Annotated in this window: 24 protein-coding genes and 1 pseudogene; 11 read left to right on the plus strand and 14 right to left on the minus strand. The window is 58.2% G+C overall.

What is annotated here, in order from left to right; all coding sequences use genetic code 11:
• Window positions 1–362 precede the first annotated feature (362 nt).
• Window positions 363–924, plus strand: a pseudogene (locus HB376_RS15760) (carbon monoxide dehydrogenase subunit G).
• Complete coding sequence (locus HB376_RS15765; protein ID WP_213764606.1) at window positions 897–1,934, plus strand: XdhC family protein; 1,038 nt, start codon at window positions 897–899, stop codon at window positions 1,932–1,934. The pseudogene HB376_RS15760 and the gene HB376_RS15765 overlap by 28 nt, the downstream one beginning before the upstream one ends.
• 53 nt (window positions 1,935–1,987) lie before the next feature.
• Here HB376_RS15765 and HB376_RS15770 read toward each other — a convergent pair whose 3' ends face one another.
• From HB376_RS15770 to HB376_RS15805, 8 genes are all read right to left on the minus strand, one after another.
• The gene (locus HB376_RS15770; RefSeq protein WP_213764607.1) at window positions 1,988–2,743 is read right to left on the minus strand and encodes a hypothetical protein; all 756 of its coding nucleotides are present in this window, start codon (window positions 2,741–2,743) and stop codon (window positions 1,988–1,990) included.
• A 610-nt stretch (window positions 2,744–3,353) separates the two neighbouring features.
• Window positions 3,354–4,226, minus strand: coding sequence for a type I-C CRISPR-associated protein Cas7/Csd2 (gene cas7c, locus HB376_RS15775; RefSeq protein WP_213764608.1), 873 nt, complete (start codon window positions 4,224–4,226; stop codon window positions 3,354–3,356).
• Window positions 4,223–6,040 carry a type I-C CRISPR-associated protein Cas8c/Csd1 gene (gene cas8c / locus HB376_RS15780; protein WP_213764609.1) on the minus strand — a complete coding sequence of 606 codons (1,818 nt, stop codon included), beginning with the start codon at window positions 6,038–6,040 and terminating at the stop codon, window positions 4,223–4,225. The genes cas7c and cas8c overlap by 4 nt, the downstream gene beginning before the upstream one ends.
• Window positions 6,037–6,711, minus strand: coding sequence for a type I-C CRISPR-associated protein Cas5c (gene cas5c / locus HB376_RS15785; RefSeq protein WP_213764610.1), 675 nt, complete (start codon window positions 6,709–6,711; stop codon window positions 6,037–6,039). Before cas5c ends, cas8c begins: the two co-directional genes overlap by 4 nt.
• A 95-nt stretch (window positions 6,712–6,806) precedes the next feature.
• Window positions 6,807–7,214 carry a hypothetical protein gene (locus HB376_RS15790; RefSeq protein WP_213764611.1) on the minus strand — a complete coding sequence of 136 codons (408 nt, stop codon included), beginning with the start codon at window positions 7,212–7,214 and terminating at the stop codon, window positions 6,807–6,809.
• A 1,091-nt stretch (window positions 7,215–8,305) separates the two neighbouring features.
• The gene (locus tag HB376_RS15795; protein WP_213764612.1) at window positions 8,306–9,031 is read right to left on the minus strand and encodes a PepSY-associated TM helix domain-containing protein; all 726 of its coding nucleotides are present in this window, start codon (window positions 9,029–9,031) and stop codon (window positions 8,306–8,308) included.
• Window positions 9,032–9,284: 253 nt separating this feature from the next.
• The gene (locus tag HB376_RS15800; RefSeq protein WP_213764613.1) at window positions 9,285–10,349 is read right to left on the minus strand and encodes a serine/threonine protein kinase; all 1,065 of its coding nucleotides are present in this window, start codon (window positions 10,347–10,349) and stop codon (window positions 9,285–9,287) included.
• Between the two features lie 84 nt (window positions 10,350–10,433).
• Window positions 10,434–10,646 carry a hypothetical protein gene (locus tag HB376_RS15805; protein ID WP_213764614.1) on the minus strand — a complete coding sequence of 71 codons (213 nt, stop codon included), beginning with the start codon at window positions 10,644–10,646 and terminating at the stop codon, window positions 10,434–10,436.
• Window positions 10,647–10,979: 333 nt separating this feature from the next.
• Here HB376_RS15805 and HB376_RS15810 point away from each other — a divergent pair, with 333 nt between their 5' ends.
• The 4 genes from HB376_RS15810 (at window position 10,980) to HB376_RS15825 (ending at window position 14,932) form a co-directional block, all read left to right on the plus strand.
• Window positions 10,980–12,236, plus strand: coding sequence for an MFS transporter (locus HB376_RS15810; RefSeq protein WP_346730503.1), 1,257 nt, complete (start codon window positions 10,980–10,982; stop codon window positions 12,234–12,236).
• Between the two features lie 243 nt (window positions 12,237–12,479).
• Window positions 12,480–12,665, plus strand: a complete 186-nt coding sequence (locus HB376_RS15815) for a hypothetical protein (RefSeq protein WP_213764616.1) — start codon at window positions 12,480–12,482, stop codon at window positions 12,663–12,665.
• Window positions 12,666–13,003: 338 nt separating this feature from the next.
• Window positions 13,004–13,786 (plus strand): DUF1295 domain-containing protein, encoded by a 783-nt coding sequence (locus tag HB376_RS15820; RefSeq protein WP_213764800.1) that lies wholly within the window; start codon window positions 13,004–13,006, stop codon window positions 13,784–13,786.
• Between the two features lie 51 nt (window positions 13,787–13,837).
• A complete protein-coding gene (locus HB376_RS15825; RefSeq protein ID WP_213764617.1) occupies window positions 13,838–14,932 on the plus strand; it encodes a class I SAM-dependent methyltransferase in 1,095 nt (364 codons plus the stop codon).
• 39 nt (window positions 14,933–14,971) lie between these two features.
• On the opposite strand, the gene HB376_RS15830 is transcribed toward HB376_RS15825, so the two are convergent.
• Together HB376_RS15830 and HB376_RS15835 are read right to left on the minus strand one after the other, a co-directional pair.
• On the minus strand, window positions 14,972–16,444 hold the full coding sequence (locus HB376_RS15830) for an amidase family protein (RefSeq protein WP_213764618.1): 1,473 nt from the start codon (window positions 16,442–16,444) through the stop codon (window positions 14,972–14,974).
• A 77-nt stretch (window positions 16,445–16,521) separates the two neighbouring features.
• The gene (locus HB376_RS15835; protein WP_213764619.1) at window positions 16,522–17,217 is read right to left on the minus strand and encodes a dienelactone hydrolase family protein; all 696 of its coding nucleotides are present in this window, start codon (window positions 17,215–17,217) and stop codon (window positions 16,522–16,524) included.
• Between the two features lie 695 nt (window positions 17,218–17,912).
• On the opposite strand from HB376_RS15835, the gene HB376_RS15840 reads away from it, so the two are divergent.
• On the plus strand, window positions 17,913–19,058 hold the full coding sequence (locus HB376_RS15840) for a branched-chain amino acid ABC transporter substrate-binding protein (RefSeq protein WP_213764620.1): 1,146 nt from the start codon (window positions 17,913–17,915) through the stop codon (window positions 19,056–19,058).
• A gap of 198 nt (window positions 19,059–19,256) precedes the next feature.
• On the opposite strand, the gene HB376_RS15845 is transcribed toward HB376_RS15840, so the two are convergent.
• Window positions 19,257–20,480: an MFS transporter gene (locus HB376_RS15845; protein WP_255631377.1), complete on the minus strand. Its 1,224-nt coding sequence runs from the start codon at window positions 20,478–20,480 to the stop codon at window positions 19,257–19,259.
• 180 nt (window positions 20,481–20,660) lie between these two features.
• On the opposite strand from HB376_RS15845, the gene HB376_RS15850 reads away from it, so the two are divergent.
• The 3 genes from HB376_RS15850 (at window position 20,661) to HB376_RS15860 (ending at window position 23,448) form a co-directional block, all read left to right on the plus strand.
• The gene (locus HB376_RS15850; protein WP_213764621.1) at window positions 20,661–21,326 is read left to right on the plus strand and encodes a pyridoxamine 5'-phosphate oxidase family protein; all 666 of its coding nucleotides are present in this window, start codon (window positions 20,661–20,663) and stop codon (window positions 21,324–21,326) included.
• Window positions 21,327–21,699: 373 nt separating this feature from the next.
• Window positions 21,700–22,005 carry an H-NS histone family protein gene (locus HB376_RS15855; protein ID WP_060817484.1) on the plus strand — a complete coding sequence of 102 codons (306 nt, stop codon included), beginning with the start codon at window positions 21,700–21,702 and terminating at the stop codon, window positions 22,003–22,005.
• Between the two features lie 249 nt (window positions 22,006–22,254).
• On the plus strand, window positions 22,255–23,448 hold the full coding sequence (locus tag HB376_RS15860) for a cation diffusion facilitator family transporter (RefSeq protein WP_213764622.1): 1,194 nt from the start codon (window positions 22,255–22,257) through the stop codon (window positions 23,446–23,448).
• A 31-nt stretch (window positions 23,449–23,479) separates the two neighbouring features.
• On the opposite strand, the gene HB376_RS15865 is transcribed toward HB376_RS15860, so the two are convergent.
• The 3 genes from HB376_RS15865 to HB376_RS15875 all read right to left on the minus strand — a co-directional run bounded on the left by HB376_RS15865 (window position 23,480) and on the right by HB376_RS15875 (window position 25,336).
• Window positions 23,480–23,938: an Lrp/AsnC family transcriptional regulator gene (locus HB376_RS15865; protein WP_062168666.1), complete on the minus strand. Its 459-nt coding sequence runs from the start codon at window positions 23,936–23,938 to the stop codon at window positions 23,480–23,482.
• A 94-nt stretch (window positions 23,939–24,032) separates the two neighbouring features.
• Window positions 24,033–24,683, minus strand: a complete 651-nt coding sequence (locus HB376_RS15870; protein WP_213764623.1) for an exonuclease — start codon at window positions 24,681–24,683, stop codon at window positions 24,033–24,035.
• Complete coding sequence (locus HB376_RS15875) at window positions 24,680–25,336, minus strand: MBL fold metallo-hydrolase (protein ID WP_213764624.1); 657 nt, start codon at window positions 25,334–25,336, stop codon at window positions 24,680–24,682. Before HB376_RS15875 ends, HB376_RS15870 begins: the two co-directional genes overlap by 4 nt.
• A gap of 676 nt (window positions 25,337–26,012) precedes the next feature.
• On the opposite strand from HB376_RS15875, the gene HB376_RS15880 reads away from it, so the two are divergent.
• Window positions 26,013–26,651, plus strand: a complete 639-nt coding sequence (locus HB376_RS15880) for a septal ring lytic transglycosylase RlpA family protein (protein WP_213764625.1) — start codon at window positions 26,013–26,015, stop codon at window positions 26,649–26,651.
• Window positions 26,652–26,666: the final 15 nt, after the last annotated feature.

Raw genomic sequence — 26,666 nt, forward strand, 5'->3', positions numbered from 1 at the left:
TAGCCTTACGCCGCCCATCGAGGCGGCGTTTTTACGACCGTCTTTCCGCGAGACTCGCCGCCCGCAATGCTCTGTCACCACCCGCCTTTAGCCCAATAGCGACCACCTTCATCATCCTTTACGCCAGGCCACGCCACGCCGCTCGCCAGCCAGCCAGCCAGCCAGCCAGCCAGCCAGCCAGCCAGCCAGCCAATACGCCACGCTCGCGATTTACGCCGAGGTGAGAGCGGCTTTCACGAACACGGTCCCCGCGTGCGGGCGATCCTGCCGCATGTCGATGCGACGCTTGCGGCTGACAACCTCGGTAGCCTGAACGCTGCCGGCCGGGAGTTGGCGACGACGACGCGTCATGCGGACCGGAAATCAGCAGGAGACACGCCGTCGAACTGACCGAAACGCATAATCTGCCTGTGGCGCACAATGTTTCGTGGAAAGCGCTGAACGATACCGAAATCTTGCGCGCGTGCATTCCGGTTGCGAACGCATGGAAGCCGATGGCGAAAACGCATATGCGGTCGTAATGACGGCGTCGGCCGGACCCCGTGAAAGCGAAATTCAAAGGGCGCGCGAATTTGGTGGGCATCGACGCGCCGTACACGTACACCATCGTGTTCGAGAGGCAAGGCGGAACGGCTGGTTTCGGCAAGGGACGGGCGAACGTCAATCCGGAACTGGGTGACAATGTCGATTCAACGATGTTTCTTACACGGCGCATGCACAAGTGGGCGGCAAGCTCGCGCAGATCGGCTCGCGGCTGATGGATGGCGCAGCCAGAAAGATCGCCGGGGAATTTTTCAAGCGCTTCAGCGCGCAGTTGACGCAGAGTGACGAGCCTGAGGGTGAGTCCATGCGGCGGCGGCCGACGGCGCAGGTGAAGGGAAGGAGGGGAAAAGATCATGGACAGCGTGGATCTCGAAGTCCTGAGAAACAGCGCGCGATGGCTCGAACGTGGGCATCGCGTGTTGCTGGTGACGGTGGTTAAAACGTGGGGCTCGTCGCCCCGGCCCGAAGGCGCGATGCTCGCCGTGCGCGATGACGGCGCGGTGATGGGATCGGTGTCGGGCGGGTGCATTGAAGACGATTTGATCGATCGCGTCAGGCAGCGCGGCATTGAGCAGACGAAACCCGAGAGCGTGAAATACGGAATTTCGGCGGAAGAAGCGCATCGGTTCGGGCTGCCTTGCGGCGGGACGATTCAACTGGTGCTTGAACCGTTGTCGATGGCGAGCGGTATTGCTGAATTGTGCGAGGCCGTTCTCGCCGGGCGGCTGGTGACGCGCACGCTCGACATGACAAATGGCGTGGTGAAATTGGAGCCATCGCACACAACGGACGGTCTTACGTTCGATGAAACCACGCTCGCGACCATTCACGGGCCGCGGTACCGGATGCTCGTGATCGGCGCGGGACAGTTGTCGCGGTATTTGTGCAGTATCGCGGTCGGGCTGGATTATCACGTGACTGTCTGCGATCCGCGCGAGGAGTACACCGACGAGTGGGATGTGCCGGGGACGAAGATCGTGCGGACCATGCCCGACGATACCGTGACGGAAATGAAACTCGACGAGCGTTGCGCGGTGATTGCGCTGACGCATGATCCGAAGCTGGACGATCTGGCGTTGATGGAAGCGTTGAAGACGCCGGCGTTTTATGTCGGCGCGTTGGGATCGCGGAAGAACAACGCGGCGCGCAGGGAACGGCTGAAGGAGTTCGATCTCTCCGATGTCGAGTTGTCGCGCCTGCATGGGCCGGTGGGGATTTATATCGGCAGCAGGACGCCGCCGGAGATTGCTGTGTCTATTCTTGCCGAGGTGACGGCGGCGAAAAATGGCGTTTCGTTGCCGACTATTTTGCAGGTGGAGGGCGCGAAGGCGGCGCGGGAACTTGAAGGGACGGGTGAGATTTGCGGCATTTCCGGGATTGAATACTCGTAGACGACGCCGCGCTTGAAACAGCTCAAGGCATTGAAGCGCGGCGTTCGAAACGATCAGAGTATATTGCCGCGAAACTTCATGGCCTGGAGCCATTGTCCCGATACTTCCGACATTCCGTAATGCACGACTGTCTCGTCGATGAGCGCCCAGACCGATAAGCCGGCCTGACGGACTCGTCGGCAAAACGAGATGTCTTCTCCCTGATAGACCCCGTTCTCTTCGACCGTTTCAAAAAATCCGTAGAACTCACCGTTGGTTACCATCGACGCATATTGTTGTGGCGGCGCGTAGCATTCCGTGAACGGTTTTGTTGCCTCAAACGCTTCACGTTGCGCTAGAAAAACGCCCGTTCCAACGTGCTCGGCTTCAATGAATCCATTCGTGAAACTCACACTTCCATCTGCCTTCGTCAGTGGGCTGACGGTGTAGTCGGCGTATTTCTCTAGATACTGACGTACGGTCAAGCCCACGTCAGCGGCTGATATAGCGCCGTCCAGCCCCATTCTCCTGAACGGATACGCGACGCCTGAAACGATTTTGTTCGCGGCCAGGAGTCTCATGACTGCGTTGGCCGGGAACTTCATGTCGGTATCGAGGAAAAGGAGATGCGTGAATTCAGGATGATTCAGGAAATAATTGGCGAAGAAGTTACGCGCTCGAATGATCTGCGACGACGCAACGTGCAACGTTTCGTAGCTCGAACCGGAATCCGTTAACGCGCGCGTCAGATCGAGCAGCGAGAAGGCGAAATTGACATGGACCTCTTCGCTGTAGGTAGGCAGGCAGATCAGTACATGGTGAGAGGGCATGGGGGTGTCCGTATGAGGATGATTGAGTTCGCGCTCAAAGCTGAGGAAGCGATATCGTTAGGAATGTTAAAACAAATTTTCGATCTGAGAGATCTATGTGGATTGAATGTCGTGATGTTACAGGGCGGGAGGAGGTGGTGAATTTTTAGACTTTATACTCGCGACGAGGTTGCGGGAATCACACGCCGTGATTTGTCGCTGGTTAGTTGTTCAAGCTATGCGCGGGTCGGACACGGCTGATCGACTGGAGCAAACCCTTCGGATGTTTCAATTTATGCGACCGTGGAGAGCGCGACCTCCGGTCCCGCTTCGTTGATACGATCTCATGGAGCGTTTCAACCCACACGCCCATGAAGAGCGCGACTTGTTGCATACCGATTGACTTGTGAGGCAACCATGTTTCAACCCGCGCGCTCGTGAAGAGCGTGACCGGTGGCGCAACATCCCGCCGGACGCAATCCCAAGTCGTTTCAACCCACGCGCCCGTGAAGAGCGCGACGCTATCGCTTATAACGTGCCGTTTTCGCAGTATAAATTCGCCGTTTGCATCGGCGCATTAAAGTCGACCGCCTCCTTGGTCTCGCCGTGCTCGAGCATGCGAGTCATCGACTCAAATTCGCTCGATGACTTCAACACCGCTCGCAATCTTCGCTTTGTCAATCGACACGACATAATCGGAAAAATACCGGGCTGGCAGATCAGCGCCTTCTTTTATGCGCTCGACCTTTACCGCATCGAAAAGGGTATGCGCCGGCGCGTTGCCCACCGAATTTTCGTGTTTGAACACGATCAGCTTGCGCGCAGCCATTTCGCCACGGGCTGCGGAGCGATCGTGTTCGAACATGTTGATCAGCGAGCGCCATACCAGTTCGAGATCGTCTTCAGTGAACCCGGTGCGTTCCGCGAGCTTCGCCGATATGAAGCCATGTACCCGATATAAACCGTAGGGCACGATGTGCTTGCGACCCATCGTGCGGTCAGCGTTCTCCGCGTCCTTTTCGGTTGTGACGGCCATGCGGGTGATGGAGATCTCCATCGGCACAATGGGTTCTATCGATTTGGCGAACGCCAGTTGAATGGGGCCGCGCACTTGCCCGCAGTTGACGCCCGTGCTCATGACTGCGCCGAAAGCCCTGATATCGAAGAAGTTCGTGCACATCCATTTGGTGAGCGCTTCCGCGTCCTTGACATCCTTGGGCAGTTTCTTGTCCACCGGGACGAGATTGAGCGCCGCATAACCCAGTTTGTGCTGAAGATTGAGCACGGCCTTTTCCTGCATATAGATGGCGTGACCGGCCTCGTTATCCTTCTCCAGCGTCACGTAATTGCGAATCTTTCGTTTCAGGCAGACATCGGTGACAAGGCCGAGATTGGTTTCGGGATCGAGACGCGGCAGGTTTCCCGCATCGGGATCGCCATTCGGATTGCCGTTGGTGACATCGAACAGATAAACGAATTCGTAGCGGTTGGCGAGGATGGTCATACGCTTGTCTCCAGGATATCGTCGGTGATGATTTCTGCAGCGTCGCCTTTGCCAGCCTTCGAACGGAAACGTTCGTTGCGCTGGTGGTAGTAGCCGATAGCAAAGCGGCCCTGGTCTTCTAGTCGAAGCGTCTTTGGAAATTCACAGCCAAGACCATCGATAATTTGTTGCACTTCTTTTTCCAGCGATATCGCGAGTCCTTTTCCCTTCGGATCTTTCATCGCCTTGGATAAGTGGTTTTGCGCGCCACGCATGAGGATCGGAAATACGGCTGCGGGCATGGCAGAAGCGGACCCGTAATAACGATCCTTGATGCTCGCGCTGGCAGAGTGCAGCGCGGCTTCCTGAATGCCTTCCAGCACCGAGAACAACCGCCCGAGTAAATAACCCGGCATGGTGTTGCTTCTATCGAGACTCACAGGTACCTCCTCTTGAATATCGCCATTGCCGAGACGCTGGTCGCGTGCCAGAACGGCTTTGCACAACGCCACGCGCAGTCCGGAAATATCTCCATCTGCGCGCATGCGCATGATCGCGGCGCTCAACAAAGTGCGCGGATAACGCCCGCCGCTGAGGACCGCGCGCATCAAGGATCCCGCTAGTTGCTGCGGAACGTTTTCGGTCTTCTCCCGTGCCGCTATAGCGGACAGCAAGCGCCACGCGGCTGGCGTTGTTCTCCACGGCGTGGGTTCGATGGCCAGATCGTTGTAGTGCTGCGCGAGTCGTTTCGTGAATACGCCAAGGTTTTCGCTGAACCAATAGCGCACCGAAAGCCGAGACGCATTCGGTGACAACCCAAGCACGAATATTTTCGAGGCAGGATCGAGATTCGGATCGATGTCGTGCAGCGCACGTCCCTCCAATACCGCATCAAGCGCATGCTTGAGCTTGGCGGATTCGGCGGAGTCGCTGGACGGCGGTTCCAGCTCACTGAGGAACAGGTTTTCCGCTGTTTCCCGCTGTTGCTGATCCTTGGCTTCGGCCCAGAACACCACACTTGCATCCCCAATCTGCACGCATTGACGATGATGCGGATCGCGCAGCAACAAGTGGTTAAGCACTGTTGTGTAAGCGAAGGCCGCATGCACGGAAACCGGTGCGTTCGCGCCGCGATCCTTGCCGTATGAGTCGAAGGCCTCGAGGTTGAAAGAGACAATCGATGCCCCCGATGTTTGCGCTCCCCACACGCCTTTAATGGCCGGATGAAGACGGGCGATCGGACGCGTTTCACCGCTGACGAGACACAAGCCGAGGGTCGTTTCATCGGCCGCGCTGTAGTGCTTGACCAGTTCCTGAGCCGCGGGACGCTCGTGGATATAGCCGGGTTCACCATCAAGCCGGAAAACGACGTTCGCGCTGAAAATAGCCGGGGCGTGTTTGGCAATGTGTTCGCACCCTTGCCAGTTTTCTGGAATCCACGCCTCTATGAACTTGCGTAACGCGACAAGCCCTTCGTCGGTTGCCCCGGCCAGACGATCAAGGTGGAGGGCCTTGAAAACTGCCCATGATCGTGCATTTAGCGTCGGGGTATCAGCCCCCGCTTTTTGATCGACCCCAAGCACGAAAGCCGTCTTGTCCCACAGGAAAAACGGTGGCGGCGCGATACCCGACCGTTTAAACGACGCCGGAACCGTGAGCATTGTCCACTTCGATTTATTGTCGGCGGGATCGCTGAGATTGATGACGTCCTGCACTTCGCCTTCGCGATTCAACAGGATCGAGTAGCCGATCTTTTCCTGCGTCGATCCGAATGCGGGTACCTTGCCTTGTGCGGCGAGCCGTTCGTAATACTCGACCAGTGATGTGAAGATCATGTCGAATGCTCCACGAACGGCAATGGCGGAACGTCGATCCATCCGTCCTTTATCGACGCCCTGAAGAAGTGAGGCGCCATGCCATTCTTGAAGTCGATGTCGTGAAGCATCCAGCCGAGATCTTTCTCCGCCATAAGCGATTGATGCGGCTCGCGGGCTGGGGCGTCGTCTTCCAGCAAAGTGAAATCGGCGGGAAATTCGCGCACGCCTAAGCACGGCGTTTGAAAACACTGACCTTTGCGCGCGCGACGGTTAAAGATGTCCAGGTGCTTACCGATTGAGTCTCCTTCGTCGGCTTTATCGGTAAGTTCGAAATGCGCTTCGATCACGTACGCTACGTCTTTGAGAATGGACGCCGCGCGTTGCTGACGATCCTCATCAACGTAATTGACGAGACCCTCCAGCTTGCCCTTTTTCATGGCTGATCGCGCGCTCGATGCCGGGATCTTGCTTGCGACTTCGTTTCGACGAATGGTGTCGAAGCGAATCTCGTTGAGCACCTGAATACGGTCGATGACCCAACGGATGGCCGGCTTCCAGTGAATGGCTTCCACGATGCCGCGCGCGGCGGACGGCGTGATGACGTCGTAGGACACGCGCTCAACCTTCATCTCGGGGCGCGTGAACAATGCACGCTCACCCTGGACATGCAAACGTATTCCGTATGCCACGGTTGTCTCCTTTATGTCGCGATGAGATACGTGATCGGTTTCTGCTGTTGCTCGCTCCTCCACATCGGGCTGATTAAACCGATCTGAAAATAGGTTTAGTAAATGAGTCTGGCCGCGTCGAGAAGCGCGGACTCGCCAAGCTGCAAACCATGTCGGTCGCTGTGTAGATTCATGGCAATAAGTTGCATGAATTGCGTGCCATATTTCGGCTCGGCAGCGGTATAAGCCATTACGCTTCCAAGCGGTCCATACTGGTCGCGGGCGATCTTCGCGCCCCACGTTGCGTGGCCCACGCGCGGTCCGCCACGAATGCGCTTTGGGTATGAATCGGTGTACTTAGCAATATCGCGGAATTTTCCGGCAGTTTTTGCGAGTTTGGATGCGCCGAAGTGTTTCGCGGACTGCGCTGCGAGTTGACCCGCTGCGTTGAGGTGATCCGAGAGTGTCTGCCGGCCGCTTTCGTCCGGATTTGGCGTTGAGTGTGCGTGGAAAACTCGAGTCACGAGCGCCGCCTTTGAGATTATTAGTGGGCGTCGCGATCGATTGAAATCGAGCGGCTTAGGTTGCCGCTATGTCGCTGATCAGCCCGTATTCGAGGGAGCTTAATATCAGCGTCATCTTAAAATTCGGTTTGAAATGTAATAATTGTTGCGATTCGCGCGCTTGTGACGGAGCCACCTCTTTTCGATGCCAGCGTAGACCGACCTACAAAATCTCAATCCACGCGCCGGTGAAGGCGCGACGTACTGACGCAGCAAGTTGTAGATGGCAACTCCCTCGTTTCAATCCACGCGCCGTGATGGCGCGACTGTGCTGGATACGCCGGTCAAAAATCCGGCAGGCGTTTCAATCCACGCGCCCGTGAAGGCGCGACGTTACGCCCGGCGATGACTTCCTTTTCCCGGTTGTTTCAACCCACGCGCCCGTGAAGGCACGACTCTTTCACCGCCGCGCAGCTTCTCATCACTATAAAAGTTTCAATCCGCGCGCCGGTGAAGGCGCGACAAGAACATAGGTCTAGGCGCAGACCATGCGCGCAACGTTTCAATCCACGCGCCCATGAGAGCGCGACTCCATCCCATCTAACTCGTGGTTCTTACCCTGAAAGGGCGGTGCTTTCCGCACCCCAAAAAATGCAACAAAATCAACGCAACGCTACTTTCTGCGAACCTGCCCGCAAAACCCTGGTCGCTTACGGTTCGCGGACACCGACACAACGTTGCTGCCATGAACGTACGGGCGATTGCCACCATTCGCCGCGATATTAACTGACGACCTCGCGACTGTTCTAAGCAATAGGTAAAAAATCGTCGAGGACGAAAGCGGGAGTCGTTAGTTGTATAGAGCAATCATTCTCATTGCGCCGCTCATACGACTGCTCCATCGCCCGATTGGCATTACTCGACTTCTCACTTCTTTCGATCAATTCGCCAACCACTCCAAGCATTCGCGCGCCAAATCACCGCACTCCATCACCGACTTAGCGAAGCGGTCGAGGAAGAACTAAAAGAATCCAGATCCCCAAAACCCAAAAAACCCCGCGTTTTCGCGGGGTTCCACATTCAAGCACCAGCGCAATTGAGGACCGAAGCCCTCACATCAACCCCAGACAAACCATCGCGACAATCGACGCCATCACAATCACCGCGCCCACCGTCTTGCGTTTATTCAACTCGGTCCACAGCAACACGCCCGTCAGCGACAGCAGAATAATGCTGCCGGCAAGCGTATCGATCAGCAGCACCCAGCCCACGCTCAATCCCACGCCTTTGTGCAGATTGCTCATGGTCGCGAGAAAACTGTTCTCGCTCTTCTTCACCGATACAAACCCGTTCCCCACCCAGTATTCCGCCGATACCGACCCGCCTGGCGACGCCACCGCCACCGTCCACAACTCCGGCTGCATGGTCTTCTGATCGCCCCAGCCAACCGGATGCGCCGCTTCACGTTTCGGCCGGCCGATATTGCCGTCGAGCTTGAGTTCCTGCTTGAGCCACTTGCCGAGTTCCATCGGCGACTTGAGGCCCTTCGCGGGCACGGCCATTTGCATTTGAGAAACTTGCGGTTCTCCGCTCGAAATCTTCAGCGGACCGGCGCGATGATTCAGCAGAAAACCCGTCGTCCCGAACAACAACCCCAGAACGGCGCCCCACAAACCGACCCAGCCATGAACCTTGCGTAGCCATTTGATGAAGGTTGCGCGGCGCGAGCGTTGTTTCCGAGCGAACTGTTCAGCGTCGTCGATAAGGCGGCGGCCGTGCGGCGCGTACGGCATCGTGGTCACGTTGGACGCGGGTTCAAAAGTTTCAGGCGCGTTCACGCGTCTCTCCAGAGGACATAGCGAATAAGGGGATGCTGCGGATGGATTTCTCACCGATACGGCCAACAAGGCGCCAACGAGCGACCAACAAGCGCATCGGCGGAGTCAAGCATTTCAAATGAGAATTGTTATCATTACACGGACGTTAAAAATCTTCAATAGTCCCATTAAGTCCCATTACGCGGCCGGCGCAGGAGGGGCGCGCCGGCTGCGGTGAACAGCCATCGGCGAACGAACGATCGCCGAACGCCCGTCAAACAGGCCAGAGCGGCCCTTCTTCCATCGCGCCGACCTGTTCGCGCAACTCAAGAATCCGGTCTTCCCAATACCGCTGCGTGTTGAACCACGGAAACGCGGCGGGAAACGCGGGATCGTTCCATCGACGTGCCAGCCACGCCGCGTAATGAATCAGCCGCAACGTGCGCAACGCTTCGACCAGATGCAGCTCGCGTGGCTCGAAATCGCAGAAATCCTCGTACCCGGCCAGCAAATCACCCAGCGCACGCGATGCCTCCGGGCGGTCGCCCGGCAGCAGCAACCACAAATCCTGGATAGCGGGCGCCATGCGGCTATCGTCGAAATCGACAAAATGCGGACCGGCATCAGTCCACAATACGTTGCTTGGATGACAATCCCCGTGCAACCGGATGCTTTTGACATCGCCGGCTCGCTCGTAGCATCGCTCGACACCTTCCAGCGCCATCTTCACCACGGTCTCATACGCTTCCCGTACGTCCTTCGGCACAAATCCGTGTGTCAGCAAAAACTCGCGCGGTTCGTATCCAAAGGTCTGGATATCAAGCGCTGGCCGTTCCACGTACGGCTTGATCTGCCCGACTGCGTGAATCCGGCCGATAAACCTCCCAAGCCATTCCAGCGTCTCCGGCCGGTCGATATCCGGCGCACGCCCGCCGCGCCGTTCAAAGATGGAGAACCGGAAACCCTCGAAGGTATGCAGCGACGCGCCATTCAACACGCGTGCCGGTACCGCCGGAATCTCGCGTTCGTAAAGCGTCGAAACGAAAGCGTGCTCTTCGAGAATGGCGTCGTCGGACCAGCGCAATGGCCGGTAGAACTTCGCGACCATCGGCGGCCCGTCTTCCATGCCAACCTGATACACACGATTTTCGTAGCTGTTGAGCGCGAGCATGCCGCCGTCGGTGCGTTCGCCAAGCGGCATCAGGACGCTGTCGAGCGCATCGAGCACACGCTCGGGCGTGAGATCGGCGAAAGGCGGAGGCGGGAGATTAGCGTCGTCGCCGGAGAGAGACAGATTGTCTCCGGACGCGCGCGATGCATTGGAATGGTTCGAGTTCATCCCTGCATTGTGACGCGCATCGCGGGGGGAAGCATCAGCGATGCGCGGTTACGGCGAAACAACGTTCTGAAACGCGCTAATTCCTCAATGCATGAGCGCGTTGTTCGGACGAACGAGTTCGCCGGTATCGATCAGGTCTTCGAGGAAGAACGGTTCCGTGTTTAGCAGCTCCGACGTACCGGGTTCATCCGCGTACCAGGCGACCATGGCCATGTCGCCGAGAATCCGCATGACAATCCCGCGTGCGCCTTGTGGCACCGCAATATGGACGGAGCGAACGATTGAACCGATTTGCATGATGACTCCCCGAGGTGTGCCGGCAAAACAGTGCGCGTGCCGGCCGGTTCTGCATGAAGCACAGGCGCGTGAGGCCCTGTGCACGAAACTGAAGTGCCGCGCGTAAATTCCTCGAATGCCTGCAAATTGCAGTCGTGTTCCGATGATTTCGGCTGAAACGATGTTCTACTTTAGCGCATCAATTCGCGTGGGTCGAAAACTTGCATCGCGTGGAAACAACGTATTCGCATTCCAGCCGCTTTTCGAAAGTCGATTGAAAGCGCTCGGCGCGGTCTCCGGCAAAACCCTGACGATCACGGTATTGTTATGCCCTTCGCCACCGGAGATCCACTTGTGACTTCATCGCCGGCGCCGTCCCGGTCAGCTTCGCCCTCCTCGCTTTCCCCCGATCCCTTGCCCTATCTCGAACGTGGATCGCGTGCTTACTGGCACGCGGCGATTGCCTTGCTGTTTGCAGGCTACGCCACCTTCTCGCTGCTTTACTGTGTGCAGCCGCTCCTCCCTGAGTTCACCAAAACGTTCGGCGTGAGTCCGGCGGAAAGTGCGCTGTCGGTATCGGTGACGACGGCTTCACTCGCCGTGGCGATTTTCATCGCCGGCTTTGTTTCAGAGGGCTGGAGCCGGCACCGGTTGATGACGCTGTCGCTGACGGCTTCGTCGTTGCTGACGATCATCGTGGCGTTCTTGCCGAGCTGGCACGCGCTGTTGTTCGTGCGTGCGCTCGAAGGTCTCGCGCTCGGCGGCGTGCCGGCCGTCGCCATGGCGTATCTCGCGGAGGAAGTGCATCCCGACGGCCTCGGCCTCGCGATGGGACTCTACGTAGGCGGCACGGCAATCGGCGGAATGGCCGGGCGAGTGATCAGCGGGATTCTCGCGGACTTTTTCTCGTGGCGCGTGGCTATCGGCGGAATCGGGGTGCTTGGGCTGCTCGCCACGCTGGCGTTTCGTGCGCTCCTGCCGCCGTCGCGACGTTTCGTGCCACGCGCCGGAATGGGATTTCGCCATCATCGGACGGCGCTGGCCGGGCATCTGAAAAACCGCGGCTTGCGTTGCGTGATCCTGATGGGCTTCGTGCTCATGGGCAGCTTCGTGACGCTTTATAACTACGTTGGGTATCGATTGATTGCGGCGCCGTTCAACCTGAGCCAGACGGAAATTGGCGCAATCTTCGTGGTGTATCTGACGGGCGTGGTGGCATCACCCTGGTCCGGAAAAATGGCCGATATATTTGGCCGTGGCCGCGTCCTGATTGCCGCGCTGCTGTTGATGATCTTTGGCGTGGCGCTGACATTGTCGAGTTCGCTGCCCGTGGTGATTGCCGGTATTGCATGCATGACGTTCGGGTTTTTCGCCGGTCATTCGGTCGCAAGCGGGTGGATCGGCTGGTTGGCGAAAGGCCCGAAAGGTCAGGCAGCCGCGCTCTATCTGCTCGCGTATTACATCGGCTCCAGCGTGCTGGGTTCATGGGGCGGCCACTTCTGGACTATCGCCGGCTGGCCGGGCGTAAGTGGCTTCGTATTCGTTCTCCTATTCATCGGTTTGGGCGGGGCGGAATATTTGCGCCGGCAAGAACAGCACATAAACGCTTGATCGCTTAGATGCACGCGCGAATGTAATGAAAGTTAATTGAAAGTATTCGTGCGTGAGGGTTTTTCCGCATCCGCTTAAAACATCTGTCCGGAAAGCCTCGCCCCATAAGGCGTTTCGTTGATCTTCGCCAACGTTTGCGGAAAGCGGCACAAATAAAGCCTAAACAACGGCCTATACTCAAATCGACAGTGCGACGTCTCACGCAGCCAGGTGGACGCTGAGCACGAACGATGGGAGACGAGTATGAACACCTACTTCACGATCGGCGACTTCATCCTGATTATCCCGATGGCGCTCGCTGGCATTCTTTTCCTAGGCGCTGTACCGTGCGCCACGCAATTCCGGAAAAACACACTACGCGTGTTCGGCGCGCTGCTCGGCGTGCTGCTTGCGTTTTTGCTGGTGGAAGGATTGCCTGCGCTGGTTTAGCAGTCCGACGGACCGATTGGCGCGGCGAGTAAAGTTGAGCCAAGGCTTCGGCTTTGAGTCTTTAACTTCCACGCTTGGTTGACCGGGAACAGGGCGTCGAAAGACGCACCGTTCCTGCGCTTCCGTTTTATCGTCGGGAATATCTTATGCTCGCGTTCGTTCTGAACGTCGACGCTTGCTTTGCTTCCACTTATCGCTTGGCTACCTTGTGTCGGCGCATCCGCCGGAGGATAACGTGCGTAAGTAGCCTATAAGTCGTAGTCCGAGTCTTAGTTGCAATCGCTCTCCAGTCGATGCCACCGATATTCATTGAACAAAAAATCGACATCGAGGACTTCATGCCGCCGCTCACCGTTGCCGTTATCGTTTTTATCGCGCTTATCGTTGTTTTCACGGCGGTTTGGGTGTGGCAAATTAAATCGAAGAATGCGGGGATGGTCGATCCCATCTGGGCGATGTCGCTCGGCGTGGTCGCGGTGCTGGTCGCAATACTCGCCGAGGGCGATTCGCCTACGCGGGTCGTCGTTGGAATGGGCGGGTTCGTCTGGGGTATTCGGCTTGGTCTGCATCTGTGGAAGCGCAATGCCGGTCACGCGGAAGATCCCCGCTATCACACGTTCCGCGAGCAATGGGGCGCCGACGCGAACAAGAAAATGTTCTGGTTCTTCCAGATGCAAGTCGTGATTTCGATGCTGCTGTCGCTCGCGTTTTTCGTACCGGCCTATCGCGCAACGCCGCCGGGCGCTGCATGGGTTGCGCTGGCGACGGTGATCTGGCTGATCTCGATTGTGGGCGAAGCGTTCGCCGATCATCAGTTGCGCGTGTTCAAAGCGGACCCGTCGAATCACGGTAACGTCTGCCGCGCGGGCTTGTGGCGTTATTCACGGCACCCGAACTACTTCTTCGAGTGCGTGCATTGGGTCGCGTATATCCCACTCGCAATCGGCGTTGGCGTGTGGATTTTCGCCATGCTGTTGCCGCCCGTGCTGATGGCGTGGCTGCTGATGAAAGTCTCGGGCGTACCCATGATTGAAGCGGAATCGGCTAAAAAGCGCGCGGGATATGCCGACTATATGCGCACAACCAGTGCATTGATTCCATGGCCGCCGCGTCATCCTTAAATAATAATAGCGGGGAGTTTCCACATGAGCGATCTGCCATCGCGAGCGGTTATGTCAGAACCACAAGAAAAACCACAAGAAGAAGTGCCGACGCAAAGCTGGCTGATCGACTGGTGCGAGCGCGGCCGGCTTCCGGATTCGCTCGTGCGCTTCGGGATGCGCCGGTTGATGAAACAGCGCCTGCGCGATGAAGGTATTGACGATGGCGAAGCGCGTTCGAAGCGCTTTAATCGCCTGGTCGATGAACTGCGGGCAAGCCCGATCGCGATCGAAACGCAAGCCGCGAACACGCAGCACTACGAGGTGCCGGCGGCGTTTTTCCAGGGGCATTTGGGCGAGCACCTGAAGTATTCGTGCTGCTTGTATCGGACGGGAACGGAAACGCTCGATCAGGCCGAGCAGGCCATGCTTGAGGAATATGCGGTCCGCGCGCAACTCACCGACGGCCAGCGCATCCTCGATCTCGGTTGCGGCTGGGGTTCGCTCTCGTTGTGGTTGGCGGAAAATTATCCGCGCTCGCAGATCGTGGCGTTATCGAATTCGCGGGGGCAGCGCGAGTTTATCGAGAGCGAGGCGGCTGCGCGTGGCATAACCAATCTGAGCGTGGTGACGGGGAATATCGTCGATTATCAATTCGATCCGGCGTTGTTCGGCGATGGATTCGACCGCGTGCTGTCGATCGAGATGTTCGAGCATATGAAGAACTATCGGCTGTTGCTGAACAAGATCTCAGGCTGGATGGGCGAGGACGGCAAGCTTTTTGTGCATGTGTTCGCGCATCGCACGCTGGCGTATCACTTCGAGGTGAAAGACGGCGGCGACTGGATGTCGACGTACTTTTTCACGGGCGGGACGATGCCGTCGGAGGCGCTGCTGCTGCATTTCCAGGACGATCTCACCGTCGACCGTCAATGGTGGGTGAGCGGCGCGCATTATGAAAAGACGGCCAATCACTGGCTGGCGAATCTGGACGCGGCGCGCAGCGAATTGATGCCGCTGATGATCCAGACTTACGGCGCGGCTAACGCCGGCATCTGGTTTCAGCGCTGGCGCATGTTTTATATGGCGGTGGCCGAGTTGTTCGGGTACGCCGGCGGCAACGAATGGGGCGTCGCGCATTACCGCTTTTCCAAGCGCTCAGGCTAGGTTTTCGTGCGCTTGAGCTGACGCCAATCCGCCAATCCTTCACCTCGCTGCCATCAACGCCGGGCGGCGGGCGAACCACGGCCTCGCGGCCTCTAGCTGGATTGCCAGCCGGAACAACGTGGCATCGTCGTTTATGCGCCCCGCGAACTGCACGCCGATCGGCATGCCGCGGGCGTTCCAGTAGAGCGGCACGGACATCGCCGGCTGACCGGTAAAGTTGAAAAGCTCCGTGCAACCGGCCCAGTCAAACGCCTTCTTCGCAGAAACCGACAACATCCGCCGCAACAACGTTTCAACCGGAAACGTCGAGAGCACCTGCATCTGGAAACGCTCGAATTGGGTCGGCTGCTTGGCGCCGATTCTGAACGGCGCGGCAGCGAGCGTGGGCGTCAACAACACGTCATATCGTGTCATCAACGCAGCCATCTGCGCCTTGAACTGACGCTGAGTTTCCAGCGCTGCAGGCAGATCGCGCTCGCCAATCCTCCGGCCGATATGCGCCATCGTCCATGACGCAATCTCGAAATCAGCGCGTTTGGGCTTCTGACCACTGATGCGATCGGCGTGCAGCACAATCTGTTCTGCCAGCACCGACCACATCACGAGGAACGCATGAGCGAGGGCGCCGAAGTCGAGCCCGAAAGACGCCGGCTCTACGTGGTGACCCAGTGATTCAGCAAGCCTGGCGGCATCGTCGAGAGCGGCTTTTACATCCGCCGATAACGCCCCCGCAAGCTGCGGCTCTTCCATATAGCCGATGCGCAACGGCCCACACGGCTCGCGGACGGCCCGGAAGAAAGCGCCCGGTTGCCCGGACGACGTGAGATCGAGTAGCAGGGCGCTATCGCGGACACTGCGCGACACGGCATGATCCACCGCTAAATCGCCGGGTGCGGGCAGCGGTTGCGGCTGGACATCGTTGGATGGCTTGTAGCCGAACAGCCCGCAACACGACGCCGGGATGCGGATCGACCCGCCGCCATCCGCCGCGTGCGCGAGCGGGACGACGCCGCCCGCGACCGCCGCCGCGGCGCCTCCGCTGGAACCGCCGGTGGTGTAATCGAGTCCCCACGGGTTGCGCGCCGGGCCGAACAACTCGGGTTCGGTATACGGCATCTGGCCGATTTCAGGCGTGTTGGTCTTGCCGAAAATGTTGAGCCCGGCCTGCTTCGAGCGCGCGACGATCAGCGAATCTTCAGTGGGCGTGAAATGCTGGAAATGGCGGCAGCCCATGGACATGCGCAAACCCGCGACCGGCGCGCCCAGGTCCTTGATGAGGTAGGGAACACCCGCGAGCGGACCTTGGCCCAAGGTGCCGGAACCGTCGCGTCCGCCACGGCTCGCGCGGTTGCGAGCCGCCTGATAGTCCTTCAGGACAATGGCGTTGAGCGCCGGGTTGACGGCTTCGGCGCGCGTGATTGCCGTATCGATCAATTCCCGCGCGCTGACCTGGCCGCTGCGCACGAGCTCGGCCAGGCCGATCGCGTCGTAGTCGAGATACTTGGACTGCAAGGCTCCCCCTACTTGATGCGGTTGTATCCCGTCTTCTCAGGCGGCCAACCGTGCAGTCCGCGGCGTTGTGCGCCGAGTCAGGAATGCTCGCCGAGGAACGTCAGTGTGCGACCGTGCGCCAGTGCTGACGCCGCCTGATTGTACGATGCGCGATCCGTGCAATTGAAGCCGTGATCGGCGCCCGGGTACACGTGGACCTGAGCGTCCTTGCCCGCGAAGCGCTGCTTGACCGAGTCGACGGCGGCAGACGGAATGTGGGCATCGAGCGCGCCGTAGTGGAATTGCATCGGCACCTTGATCTTGTCGGCCTCGTCGAGCTCGTTCTGGATGCCACCGCCGTAGTAGGCTACGGCGATATCGAACGCGCCTTGCGCGGCGGACAAATACGCCAGCCGGCCGCCGAGGCAATAACCGACACCCGCGACCTTGCCCGTGACTTCCGGCAATGCGCGCAGCGCGGCGGCGGTGGCGGTGACATCGGCCACTGCATGCGCCACGTCGAGTTTGCCGTAGATTTCCATTGCTTTCTCGCGGTCCGCGCCGTCATAGCCGAGTTCCACACGCGGCTGGACGCGCCAGAAGATGTCCGGTGCGAGCGCGACGTAACCATCGGCCGCGTATTGATCGGCCACGGCGCGGATATGCGAGTTCACGCCGAATATTTCCTGGATGATGACGACGCCCGGGCCTTTGCCGCCTTTGGGCAACGAGAGATAGCCCTGGAAGGTGTCGCCGTTTGAAGGAATGTCGATCCAGCGGGATGTCACGGTCATGATGAAGCTCCTGGCTGATGCCTGAATGGGTGGGGCGAAATGATAAGGGACGATAGGGGCGGAACCGCAACCGAAGAGTGTGCCACCATTCGATGCGCCTTGCCGGCAAGGGCGCGGGCTGTAAAGCGGCTGTAGGAAATGCACGCGGCGGCGCGTTTTCAGAGGTGTTTCTGCAACTTTCCGTGGTCGTCATGGAGCCCGGCCTGAGGCTTTAAAGCGGCGACTAGTTAATAGCTAAACCGAGTACTAACCCCAGCGCTTATCTGAGTCCTTAACCGAGTTCTTAACTCGCGCAATTGACTTGAAACAAGCGGACCGGATAATAACGGCCCGGCTGGCTAAAACTAAAGCGTTGCCTCTGGAATGCCGCGAACGCGCACTTGGCGGAAAGTGCCAATCCGCTGAAGAACCGCATGAACAGGACCTTTCCGCACTGCACCAGCACACTTTCAATAGCTTCTCAACACCTCTCTTATTAGTAGTCACACCACTAGCTTAAAAAACTTCCCCAAATTAATTTGACAACCCTACACTTGCGCGCAGTGCGGATGCTGGTCGTCATAAACGGCCTGCGGAAGTACGAGCCAAGTGCATGACGATGCATCCGGCGTGGTCGTCCACGGGGCTGAGCGAAACGTGACGAGACGGAGCACAGGGCGACACCGTTGTTTTTGGGACCGAAACTGGAGACTTACATGAACACCAAGCTTCACAAACTGTTGCCTATCAGCGCTGCAGCGCTAATGTTCGCCTCGATGGCAACAACCGCTACGGCCGACGAAGTCGTCAAGATCGGTCACGTTGCACCGTTGACCGGCGGTATTGCCCACCTGGGCAAGGACAACGAAAACGGCGCGCGCCTCGCAGTTGAAGAAATCAATGCCAAGGGTCTGACGATCGGCGGCCAGAAGATCACGCTTCAACTCGACGCACAAGACGACGCGGCTGACCCGCGTACGGCTACTCAAGTGGCGCAGAAACTCGTCGACGATAAAGTCGTCGCCGTGGTTGGCCACCTGAATTCGGGCACCTCGATCCCGGCTTCGAAGATCTACAGCGATGCTGGCATCGTGCAGATTTCGCCGTCGGCAACGAACCCGGTGTACACGCAACAAGGCTTCAAGACGACGTATCGCGTTGTGGCAACCGACGCACAACAAGGTCCGGCACTGGCTAACTATGCGTCCAAGGACCTGAAGCTGAAGAGCGTCGCGATTGTCGACGACTCGACCGCTTACGGCCAAGGTCTCGCGAACGAGTTCGAAAAGACCGCCAAGTCGCTCGGCATGAACGTGATGTCGCACGATGCGACCAACGACAAGGCTGTCGACTTCCGCGCGATTTTGACGAAGATCAAGGGCGAAAATCCTGACGCGATCATGTACGGCGGCATGGACGCCACTGGCGGCCCGTTCGCCAAGCAAGCCAAGCAACTTGGCCTGCGCGCACGCGTTCTGGCGGGCGACGGTGTTTGTACCGACCAGTTGTCGACCCTTGCTGGCGATGCAACCGACAATATCGTCTGCTCGGAAGCCGGTATGGCGCTCGAAAAGATGGCGGGCGGCGCGGAATTCGCAGCCAAGTTCCAGAAGCGTTTTGGTCAGCCGATCCAGATCTACGCTCCGTTCACGTATGACGCGGTGTACATCATTGTCGATGCTATGAAGCGCGCCAACTCCACCGATCCGGCGAAGATTCTGGCAGCTATGCCGAATACGGATTACAAGGGTGTGATCGGCGAAACGACCTTCGACTCGAAGGGCGATCTGAAGCACGGCGTGATCTCGCTGTACGACTACAAGGCAGGCAAGAAGACGCTGCTGGACGTGGTCAAGATGTAATTGCCGCGGGTGGTCGGCGTCGTGATGTTTCGACGAAGACCGCCTTCGATGATTTATTTGATTGTTGAAAAACGCGCTGATTTCGGTCGGCGCGTTTTTTTTGCGTGGCGATTTGGCTAATACTGGCCAATGCTTATCGAATGATTGGCGCTCGTGGCCGGTTCGCGTGTGCAATCCGGCGACCGCAGCGCTGTCCGGTCACAGCTTCAACTGCTTCATGATTCTCGGTCCCACGAGCGCGATCAGGGCTGCGCATGCCGCAACCACCGATAACCCGACCGGCAACGTGCTCAACTGCGCTACACCGCCTATCAGCACCGGCCCGAACAGCAAGCCGAAGTAAGCCAGCCCCGCGACCTGCGCGAGCCCCTCAGCAGGGCTTACGCCCTGTACACGCGCCGCCGCGGCGGACAGCACCGGCATCATGTTCGCGAGTCCGAGCCCCATCAGCGTGAAACCTGCGAGCGTGACGAGCGCGTCAGGCACTAACAGCGCCGCCACCATGCCGATAAACGCCAGCGCCGCGCTCGCAAAGATGAGTTGAGGCGCGCCGAAGCGGGCACGCACCGCATCGCCGCCAAAACGTCCGGCCGCCATGCCGCCCGTAAAGGCAGCGTAGGCCGCGCTGGACAACGCGGGCGTGGCGAGCACAACGTCGCGCATGTAGACCGTTGCCCAGTCGTACATGGCCCCTTCAGCGATCAACGCGACCAACGCCATGCCGCCGAGCGCCCACAAGGCCCTTGAGCGCCAGCGATTCGACGACGACCCGCCATGGACACCGTCCGCGTGAGGGACGTGGGGCAGCACGGCGGGCATGGACACCAGCAGAACGATCACGCTAACCACCGACGCCAGCGCGAGATGCGCCTCCGGCGGCATGCCGTGCGCGAGTAGCGCGCCGCCGGCGGCCGCACCGGCCATCCCGCCGACACTGAACATGCCGTGCAGCGACGACATGATGGGCCGCTCGAGCGCTTCTTCAACGGCGCTGGCTTCCGCGTTCATCGCGACATCGAGCGTGGCCATGCTGAAGCCGAACAGCGCCAGCACCACGAGCAGCAGCCAGTAGAACGGTGCGGCCAGGATCAGCGCCCCGCAAATCGTCATGCCGATACCGCCGGCCAAGCACGCGCGGCGAGTGCCGACGCGCGTGATCCACGGACCGTTGGTGAGCATCGCGACAATCGATCCGACGGCAACCGCCAGGAGCGCGATGGACAGCGATCCGGGACTCAGGTGAAATTTGTCGCGCACCGTGGGCACGTGCACGCCCCAGGAGGCGTAAAGCATCCCGGCGATGAAAAACACGGCCATGGTCGCGTAGCGCGCACGCTCGCGTTTTGCCACGGGAAGCCGCCGATGCGCGGCGCTCGGGGTGTCGTGCCCGACGGCACGGGCACTTGAGACAGATTCGGACAAGGAATTGCTCTCTTTGCTTGCTTGTTTCAACGGCCGGTCCTTTCGTTGGCCGGCGAAGCTTTCAATTCTATCGGGTTGCGGACGGACCTGGTTTTAGTGCTTTAAGATCGCAAAGGCCGTTCGCTGCTCTTATTTAGTTCGCTTGCATGGTTGCTGGTCAGTCTCTCGTGAGGTCCCGCTTTGAATATCCCGTCGCATGCTCCGTTGCATCTCTTGCATCAAGTGCCGCACGGCACGCTTGCCACGCACTCGCGTGAGCCGCGCGGTTTTCCTTATCCGACCGCATTACCGTTCGCGCCGACTTCCCGTCACGTGCCAATGGTGCTCATTAGCCATCTGGCTGAACATACGCGCAATCTGCAAGTGGACGCGCGCGCGGGTTTTTTGATTACCCAAACGGCCAGCGATGCCATTCTCGAAGGACAGCGTCTTACCATGCTCGGCTCGTTTTCTCCGGCGCCGCCTGAATCGGTCGATGAACTGGCGCGCCGTTATCTCAGATATCACCCGGATGCTGCCCGTTATCTTGAATTGGGTGACTTCACGTTCTGGATCATGTCGCTCGAACGCATGAGGTATATAGGCGGCTTTGGTGCAATGGGTTGGCTGGATGCTACGGCGCTTGATCCACTCGAACCGTTATCCGAGCAGAATGAGCTTCGGTTGCTGGAATTATTTGCCGATTCTCCCGCACGACCGGCGGAACTCGAACTAATGGGGATAGACAAATATGGTTGCGATCTGCGGACTCCCGGAGCGCGCAATCGTTTCACCTTTGATAAACCGAAACAAACTCGCGCAGAACTCAATGCCGCATTGATCGATTGTATTGAACGGCATAGGTGATTGTCTGAACTTCTGATCACCCAACGCGTGTCTTTATGTCGCTCAATTTACGAGATAGCGTTACGGCGTGAGAATGTTCGGGCAAGCTCGCACGGGATGGAAGTTTTAGCCGATATGTTTCGTGTTATTTTCATTTCATGAAAGACTTTGTGGGTTAATTTAACGATGTAAGTAAGATGAATGCGTGGTTTCGGCAGCTTTTACAAGACATCACAAATTGTTACGGACAGCCGTTCGGCTGAACTGATTTAAATCGACAGCGTAGAAACGTGCGCAGAATCCTAGTTGTGTTAATCTGCGATTCATTGAGAGGCTTAACGTTATAACCGGAACGGGCGACGACTCGTACACTGCAAACCACAAGGAAAAGATCATGCCGTCTTACAAGGAACTTCTCGCGCAGCGCGAAAATCTCGAACGACAAATTGAAGAAGCGAAGTCGCGGGAATATGCCGAAGTTCTCAATGAAATCAAGCAGAAAATGACCGACTACGGGATCACGCTTGCTGAATTGGCAGGTGGCCGCGGCGGCAAGAATTTGAAAAACGCCGCGCGTCCGCGTGCGGGCGTTGCACCGAAGTATCGCGACCCGGACAGCGGTAGCACGTGGTCGGGCCGCGGCAAGCCGCCGAAGTGGATTGCCGGTCAAGAGCGTGACAACTTCCTGATCCAGAAGTGAGATGTAGATTGTTTGAAAAAACCGCACCATTAAACGGTGCGGTTTTTTTTCGCCTGCGCGGCGGCCGGTCGATAGCCGATGCGGTTGAAATAACCGCCGGCCCGGTATTGCGACGATATTCAAGGTGACGGCCGAGAACAGGTCATATGTAACTTAAATAGATGATTTTTATAAGGTTTTCTCGTTTTAAGCGAATATGCTGCAGCGCGGCTTGGTAAAATTCGTCGAACGATGACTTCGAGTGATGACATGTCGCAATCAACGGCGCGCGCCGCAGAAAAGCAGGACGTAGCCCGCAAAACAACCTTCTCGAGTATCGCGGTGAATTCTGTGCTGATGGCGGCGCAGATTGTCGTCGGCGTGTTTGCGCATTCCCAGGCTCTGATTGCCGACGGGATTCATTCACTGTCCGACCTGGTGTCGGACTTCATCGTGCTCCTGGCCAATCGGCATAGCACCGCTGCGCCTGACGACGATCACAATTATGGCCACAGCCGCTATGAAACAGTCGCTTCATTATTTCTCGGTGCGCTTTTAATTGCTGTCGGCGTCGGGATGTTATGGCGAGCAGGAGAACGTATTACCAATCTTCAGGACATCCCCGAGGTTCACGCAAGTGCACTGATTGTCGCGGTGATCGTTCTGATTTCCAAGGAGTTATTGTTCCGCTATATGCTCCGCGCGGCCGAACGCGTGAGATCGGCACTACTGATCGCAAATGCGTGGCACGCTCGTTCGGACGCGGCCTCGTCGTTGGTCGTCGCTATCGGCATTATTGGGAGTATGGCCGGCTGGCGTTTGCTGGATCCTATCGCCGCCGCAATCGTCGGTTTTATGGTCGCGCGAATGGGTTGGACTTTCGGATGGGACGCTTTGCAGGATTTGTCTGATCGCGCGCTGGATCACGACGAAACCGAGAAGTTACGCATGCTGTTGAGCAGCACGCCGGGTGTTTGCGACGTGCATGAATTGCGGACGCGGAAAATGGGCGATCTCGCCATTGTCGACGCGCATATTCTCGTCGATCCCCTCATTTCAGTTTCAGAGGGTCACTACATTGCAGAATTGGCGCGAGCGCGCTTGTTGACGAATACCTATATTGTGGATGCATTGATTCACGTCGATCCGGAAAATGACGAAATCAACCCATTGCCGGGCAGAATGCCGACGCGTTCGGCTGTCAGTGATGCCATAAGCGCTGTATTGGGGCCCCATGGTCTCACGTACAACGCGTTGAATCTGCATTATCTTAGCAGCGGATTCGATATCGACGTGACGTTTTCCGCTGACTTAAGCGACGATCAACTGGCCACTCTGGGACCCGGCGATTTTGACGCGCTCAAGCGAAAACTCGGCGCACGCGAGATTCGCTTTATGCGACCGGTAAGAAACATCTCGGGCAGTGTCATTACTGAATCGACGGGCCTTTCACGCCCTGACTAGGGCGTCGGCATTCAGTCAATTGAAAGCTGTTTCAAAGTGGCAATTGTGTATCGAATTTGATTTCGCGCAGGACCACGCTGGTCCGGACTTGCGCGACTGCAGGAATCTTGAAGATGCGGTCATGGAGAAAAGCGTCATACGACTTGATATCCGGCGCGACAATCTTCAGGATGTAATCGGCCTCGCCCGTGGTGCTGTAGCACTCGGTGACTTCCGGGCACGTGATGATCTCGCGTTCGAATTGCTCGACACCGCCTTCTGTGTGGCGCGTGAGATGAATATGAGCGAGCGCGCAGACATGCAAGCCAAGCTTTTCGCGATCGAGCAATGCGGTGTACCGCTGGATCACGCCCGATTGCTCCATGTCCTTGATACGCCGCCAGCACGGAGTGCTCGAAAGCCCGACCTGGTCGGATATCTCCTGAACCGAACGGCGGGCGTCCAGTTGCAGAAGTCGCAGGATTTTTTGTGAAAACGTGTCGAGAGTCAACTGCGCCTCCTTTCGGTCGCTACCAACTCCAATAGTAGAGGCGGCAGAAAGGAAGCGCAATGTCAAACGCCCGGCGTGAGCAATATTGCCTAACTCAACGCCCAGACTGCGCGTTTTGTCCTTCGATGTCAGTGTCGTCCGGCGTTTCGCCAGCCGCTTTCAGCGACGCCAGCAGCGTCCGTTGAGTCCGCAATTCGGCCAGCATGTTGCAGAAAAGGGCGCCTTGTTCAACGGCGTCATCTAGCGCAACGTGAGTGTGCGGAAGTTCGTCGAACCAGTGTTTCGGCAAACGCGGTTTGATCGCCTTCCGGTATGGCAGATCGGTCAACGCGAATGCGAGCGTCTTGATGTCGAGTGCCGACCATGAGAACGGGCAGCGTTCAGCGAAACGCATCATGTACCAGAACATATAAGTGAAGTCGAAACCCGCCGGATACGCAACGAACACTGGCTTGCCGGGCAATGCCTCGACCCATTCCACGTAGGCGCGCAATGCAGTGAGCGGTTGCTGCAGGTCAATCCGGCAGGCGGCCCACGCCTCGGGCTGCGTTTTCCACCAGGCGGCCTGAATTGGGTGAGGCGCCGCGCCTTCCAGTGTCTCGAGATTGGCTGAGAACGTGCCGATCAGCTCCTTGTGTTCCGTGTAGGCCGCCGACGCAAAACTCAGCATGGAATGTGGCCCTGGGATGGGGCCATCGGCTTCGACGTCCGTGCTGACATAGATTTCAGGAATGGCGGTGCTCATGCGGTCATCCGGTCGGCGACAAACGGGTTGGTGCGGCGTTCATGGCCGAACGTGGACGTAGGACCGTGGCCCGGTACGAACGTGACGTCATCGCCTAGTGGCCAAAGCTTTTCCTGCACGGAGCGCACAAGGTCCGAGTGGTTGCCGCGCGGAAAATCGGTACGGCCGATCGAGCCCGCGAACAGCACGTCGCCGACCAACGCCATGCGATTGACGCGGCTGAAGAAGATCACATGGCCCGGTGTATGTCCGGGACAGTGATAGACCTCCATGGTTTCATCGCCAAACTGAACCGAGTCGCCGTCTTGCAGCCAACGGTCGGGTGTGAAAGCCTGCGCGTCGCCGAAGCCGAAGCCGAAGCCGAAGCGTTTGCTTTGAGCCGGTAACTGTTCGATCCAGAAAGCGTCTTCGGCGTGCGGCCCATGGATCTCTACGCCGTAGTGATCCGCGAGCGCCTTTGCTCCCCCGCAGTGATCCAGATGCCCGTGCGTGAGCAGCACCTTGTCGACGCTCACTGCGAGTTGTCCGATTGCGCTGATGATCCGCTCGACTTCGCCACCTGGATCGACGACGACTGCGCGGCCCGTTGTCTCGCACACAACGATCGAACAATTTTGCTGAAATGGTGTCACTGGAATAAGGGTGACCTTCATGGCTAGGCAACCGGGACGTGTAAAAACGTCCATTGTAACGGGCGAAAACCGGCGCTGCGGTAGCGCGCCGGGCGTTAGCCGAACGGTCTAGGTGTGCTCAAAAAACAGGCGAGAGGCGCAATTTTTACGCCAGCGGAGAAAATGAGTAACATTTTGTTGATCTCCGGGCGGCTCGTCAGTGTGTTTAGGTATAATCGGGCCACTTGTGCATGGTTTGAGCATGCCATCAATGGGCAATAAGAAACACGAGTAGCGCGTTTTTACAATTGTCATCAAGTACGCAATTCGGAGCAGAGATGCTTCGAAATCGCAATCAAGCATCGGTTTCGGCCGATGTACACGTCTTGTCCAGCCAGGTGCGATGCACCTGCCAACGGCCTTAGCTGCCGTTACGCTGGATGGGGCCTACGCCGCCGTTCCTGCGCAGTTGAGCGCGCAAGAATGTGTGATCCACGTTCGATGGCGGCATGTGGGGTCTGGTCAGGCTGCCGGGGACAGGTTGCGCCAGACGTGAAAACTAACCGGGCATTTGTGGCGAGGTACGCCGCACCCGAGCACTGGCTCGCCGTTCGACTTTTCGAGCGGTGTGTACCTTTGCGCGGAAAGCCTTGAGCTGCCTACGCACGTCCGCGTTTTGCCGGATGGTTGAGGCGGCTCTAACCGTTGATACACGTCTATGAATGTACGACTAACCCGACGTCTCGGGAGTCTTTTGGTCTTCGCAATCCTCACCGGTTGCGCCATGCCGCCAAGCGCCAGCGATCAGGCCAGTGCGCTGAAAACCGGCTCGCAGTTGAGCACCGCAAACAACGCTGCGAACTCGGGCCGAGGTCCGGCGCGCCTCGCAGCACCGCTCGCCTATGACTCCCGGCTGAACACGTTGCCGTCGTCAGCCAGCAATTCGTCTGACGCTTCCTCGCTTGCAAACGCGGAGCCCATCACTGCCGGACCCGATGTCAGCGACTTCCAGCAGCAAGGTCGCGCCTCCTGGTACGGCCGTGGTTTCCACGGTCGCAAGACGGCGAGCGGCGAACGCTACGACATGCACGCGCTCACGGCCGCGCATCGCACATTGCCGCTTGCTTCGTGGGTTCGTGTGACCAATGAGGCAAATCAGAAAACAGTGGTCGTCAAGATCAACGACCGCGGCCCGTACGCGCGTGGCCGCGTGATTGACCTTTCCTATGCGGCCGCTGCGGTACTGGGCATGCGTGGCGCGGGTGTCGGAAAGGTGAAGATCGAAGGCTTGACGCAGCAGGAAGCGCGGGCGGCGGCACGAGATCAATCGCTGGCGTCAATCAACCCGGTCGACTGATCATCGTCAACTTGT

Source organism: Caballeronia sp. dw_19 (genome assembly GCF_018449515.1).
Taxonomy (GTDB): Bacteria; Pseudomonadota; Gammaproteobacteria; order Burkholderiales; family Burkholderiaceae; genus Caballeronia.

Coding starts and splice junctions, on each gene's coding strand:
- HB376_RS15765 (WP_213764606.1), top strand. CDS start 897: ATGGACAGCGTGGATCTCGAAGTCCTGAGAAACAGCGCGCGATGGCTC.
- HB376_RS15770 (WP_213764607.1), bottom strand. CDS start 2,743: ATGCCCTCTCACCATGTACTGATCTGCCTGCCTACCTACAGCGAAGAG.
- cas7c (WP_213764608.1), bottom strand. CDS start 4,226: ATGACCATCCTCGCCAACCGCTACGAATTCGTTTATCTGTTCGATGTC.
- cas8c (WP_213764609.1), bottom strand. CDS start 6,040: ATGATCTTCACATCACTGGTCGAGTATTACGAACGGCTCGCCGCACAA.
- HB376_RS15800 (WP_213764613.1), bottom strand. CDS start 10,349: ATGAACTCGAACCATTCCAATGCATCGCGCGCGTCCGGAGACAATCTG.
- HB376_RS15805 (WP_213764614.1), bottom strand. CDS start 10,646: ATGCAAATCGGTTCAATCGTTCGCTCCGTCCATATTGCGGTGCCACAA.
- HB376_RS15815 (WP_213764616.1), top strand. CDS start 12,480: ATGAACACCTACTTCACGATCGGCGACTTCATCCTGATTATCCCGATG.
- HB376_RS15820 (WP_213764800.1), top strand. CDS start 13,004: ATGCCGCCGCTCACCGTTGCCGTTATCGTTTTTATCGCGCTTATCGTT.
- HB376_RS15825 (WP_213764617.1), top strand. CDS start 13,838: ATGTCAGAACCACAAGAAAAACCACAAGAAGAAGTGCCGACGCAAAGC.
- HB376_RS15835 (WP_213764619.1), bottom strand. CDS start 17,217: ATGACCGTGACATCCCGCTGGATCGACATTCCTTCAAACGGCGACACC.
- HB376_RS15840 (WP_213764620.1), top strand. CDS start 17,913: ATGAACACCAAGCTTCACAAACTGTTGCCTATCAGCGCTGCAGCGCTA.
- HB376_RS15855 (WP_060817484.1), top strand. CDS start 21,700: ATGCCGTCTTACAAGGAACTTCTCGCGCAGCGCGAAAATCTCGAACGA.
- HB376_RS15860 (WP_213764622.1), top strand. CDS start 22,255: ATGTCGCAATCAACGGCGCGCGCCGCAGAAAAGCAGGACGTAGCCCGC.
- HB376_RS15870 (WP_213764623.1), bottom strand. CDS start 24,683: ATGAGCACCGCCATTCCTGAAATCTATGTCAGCACGGACGTCGAAGCC.
- HB376_RS15875 (WP_213764624.1), bottom strand. CDS start 25,336: ATGAAGGTCACCCTTATTCCAGTGACACCATTTCAGCAAAATTGTTCG.
- HB376_RS15880 (WP_213764625.1), top strand. CDS start 26,013: ATGAATGTACGACTAACCCGACGTCTCGGGAGTCTTTTGGTCTTCGCA.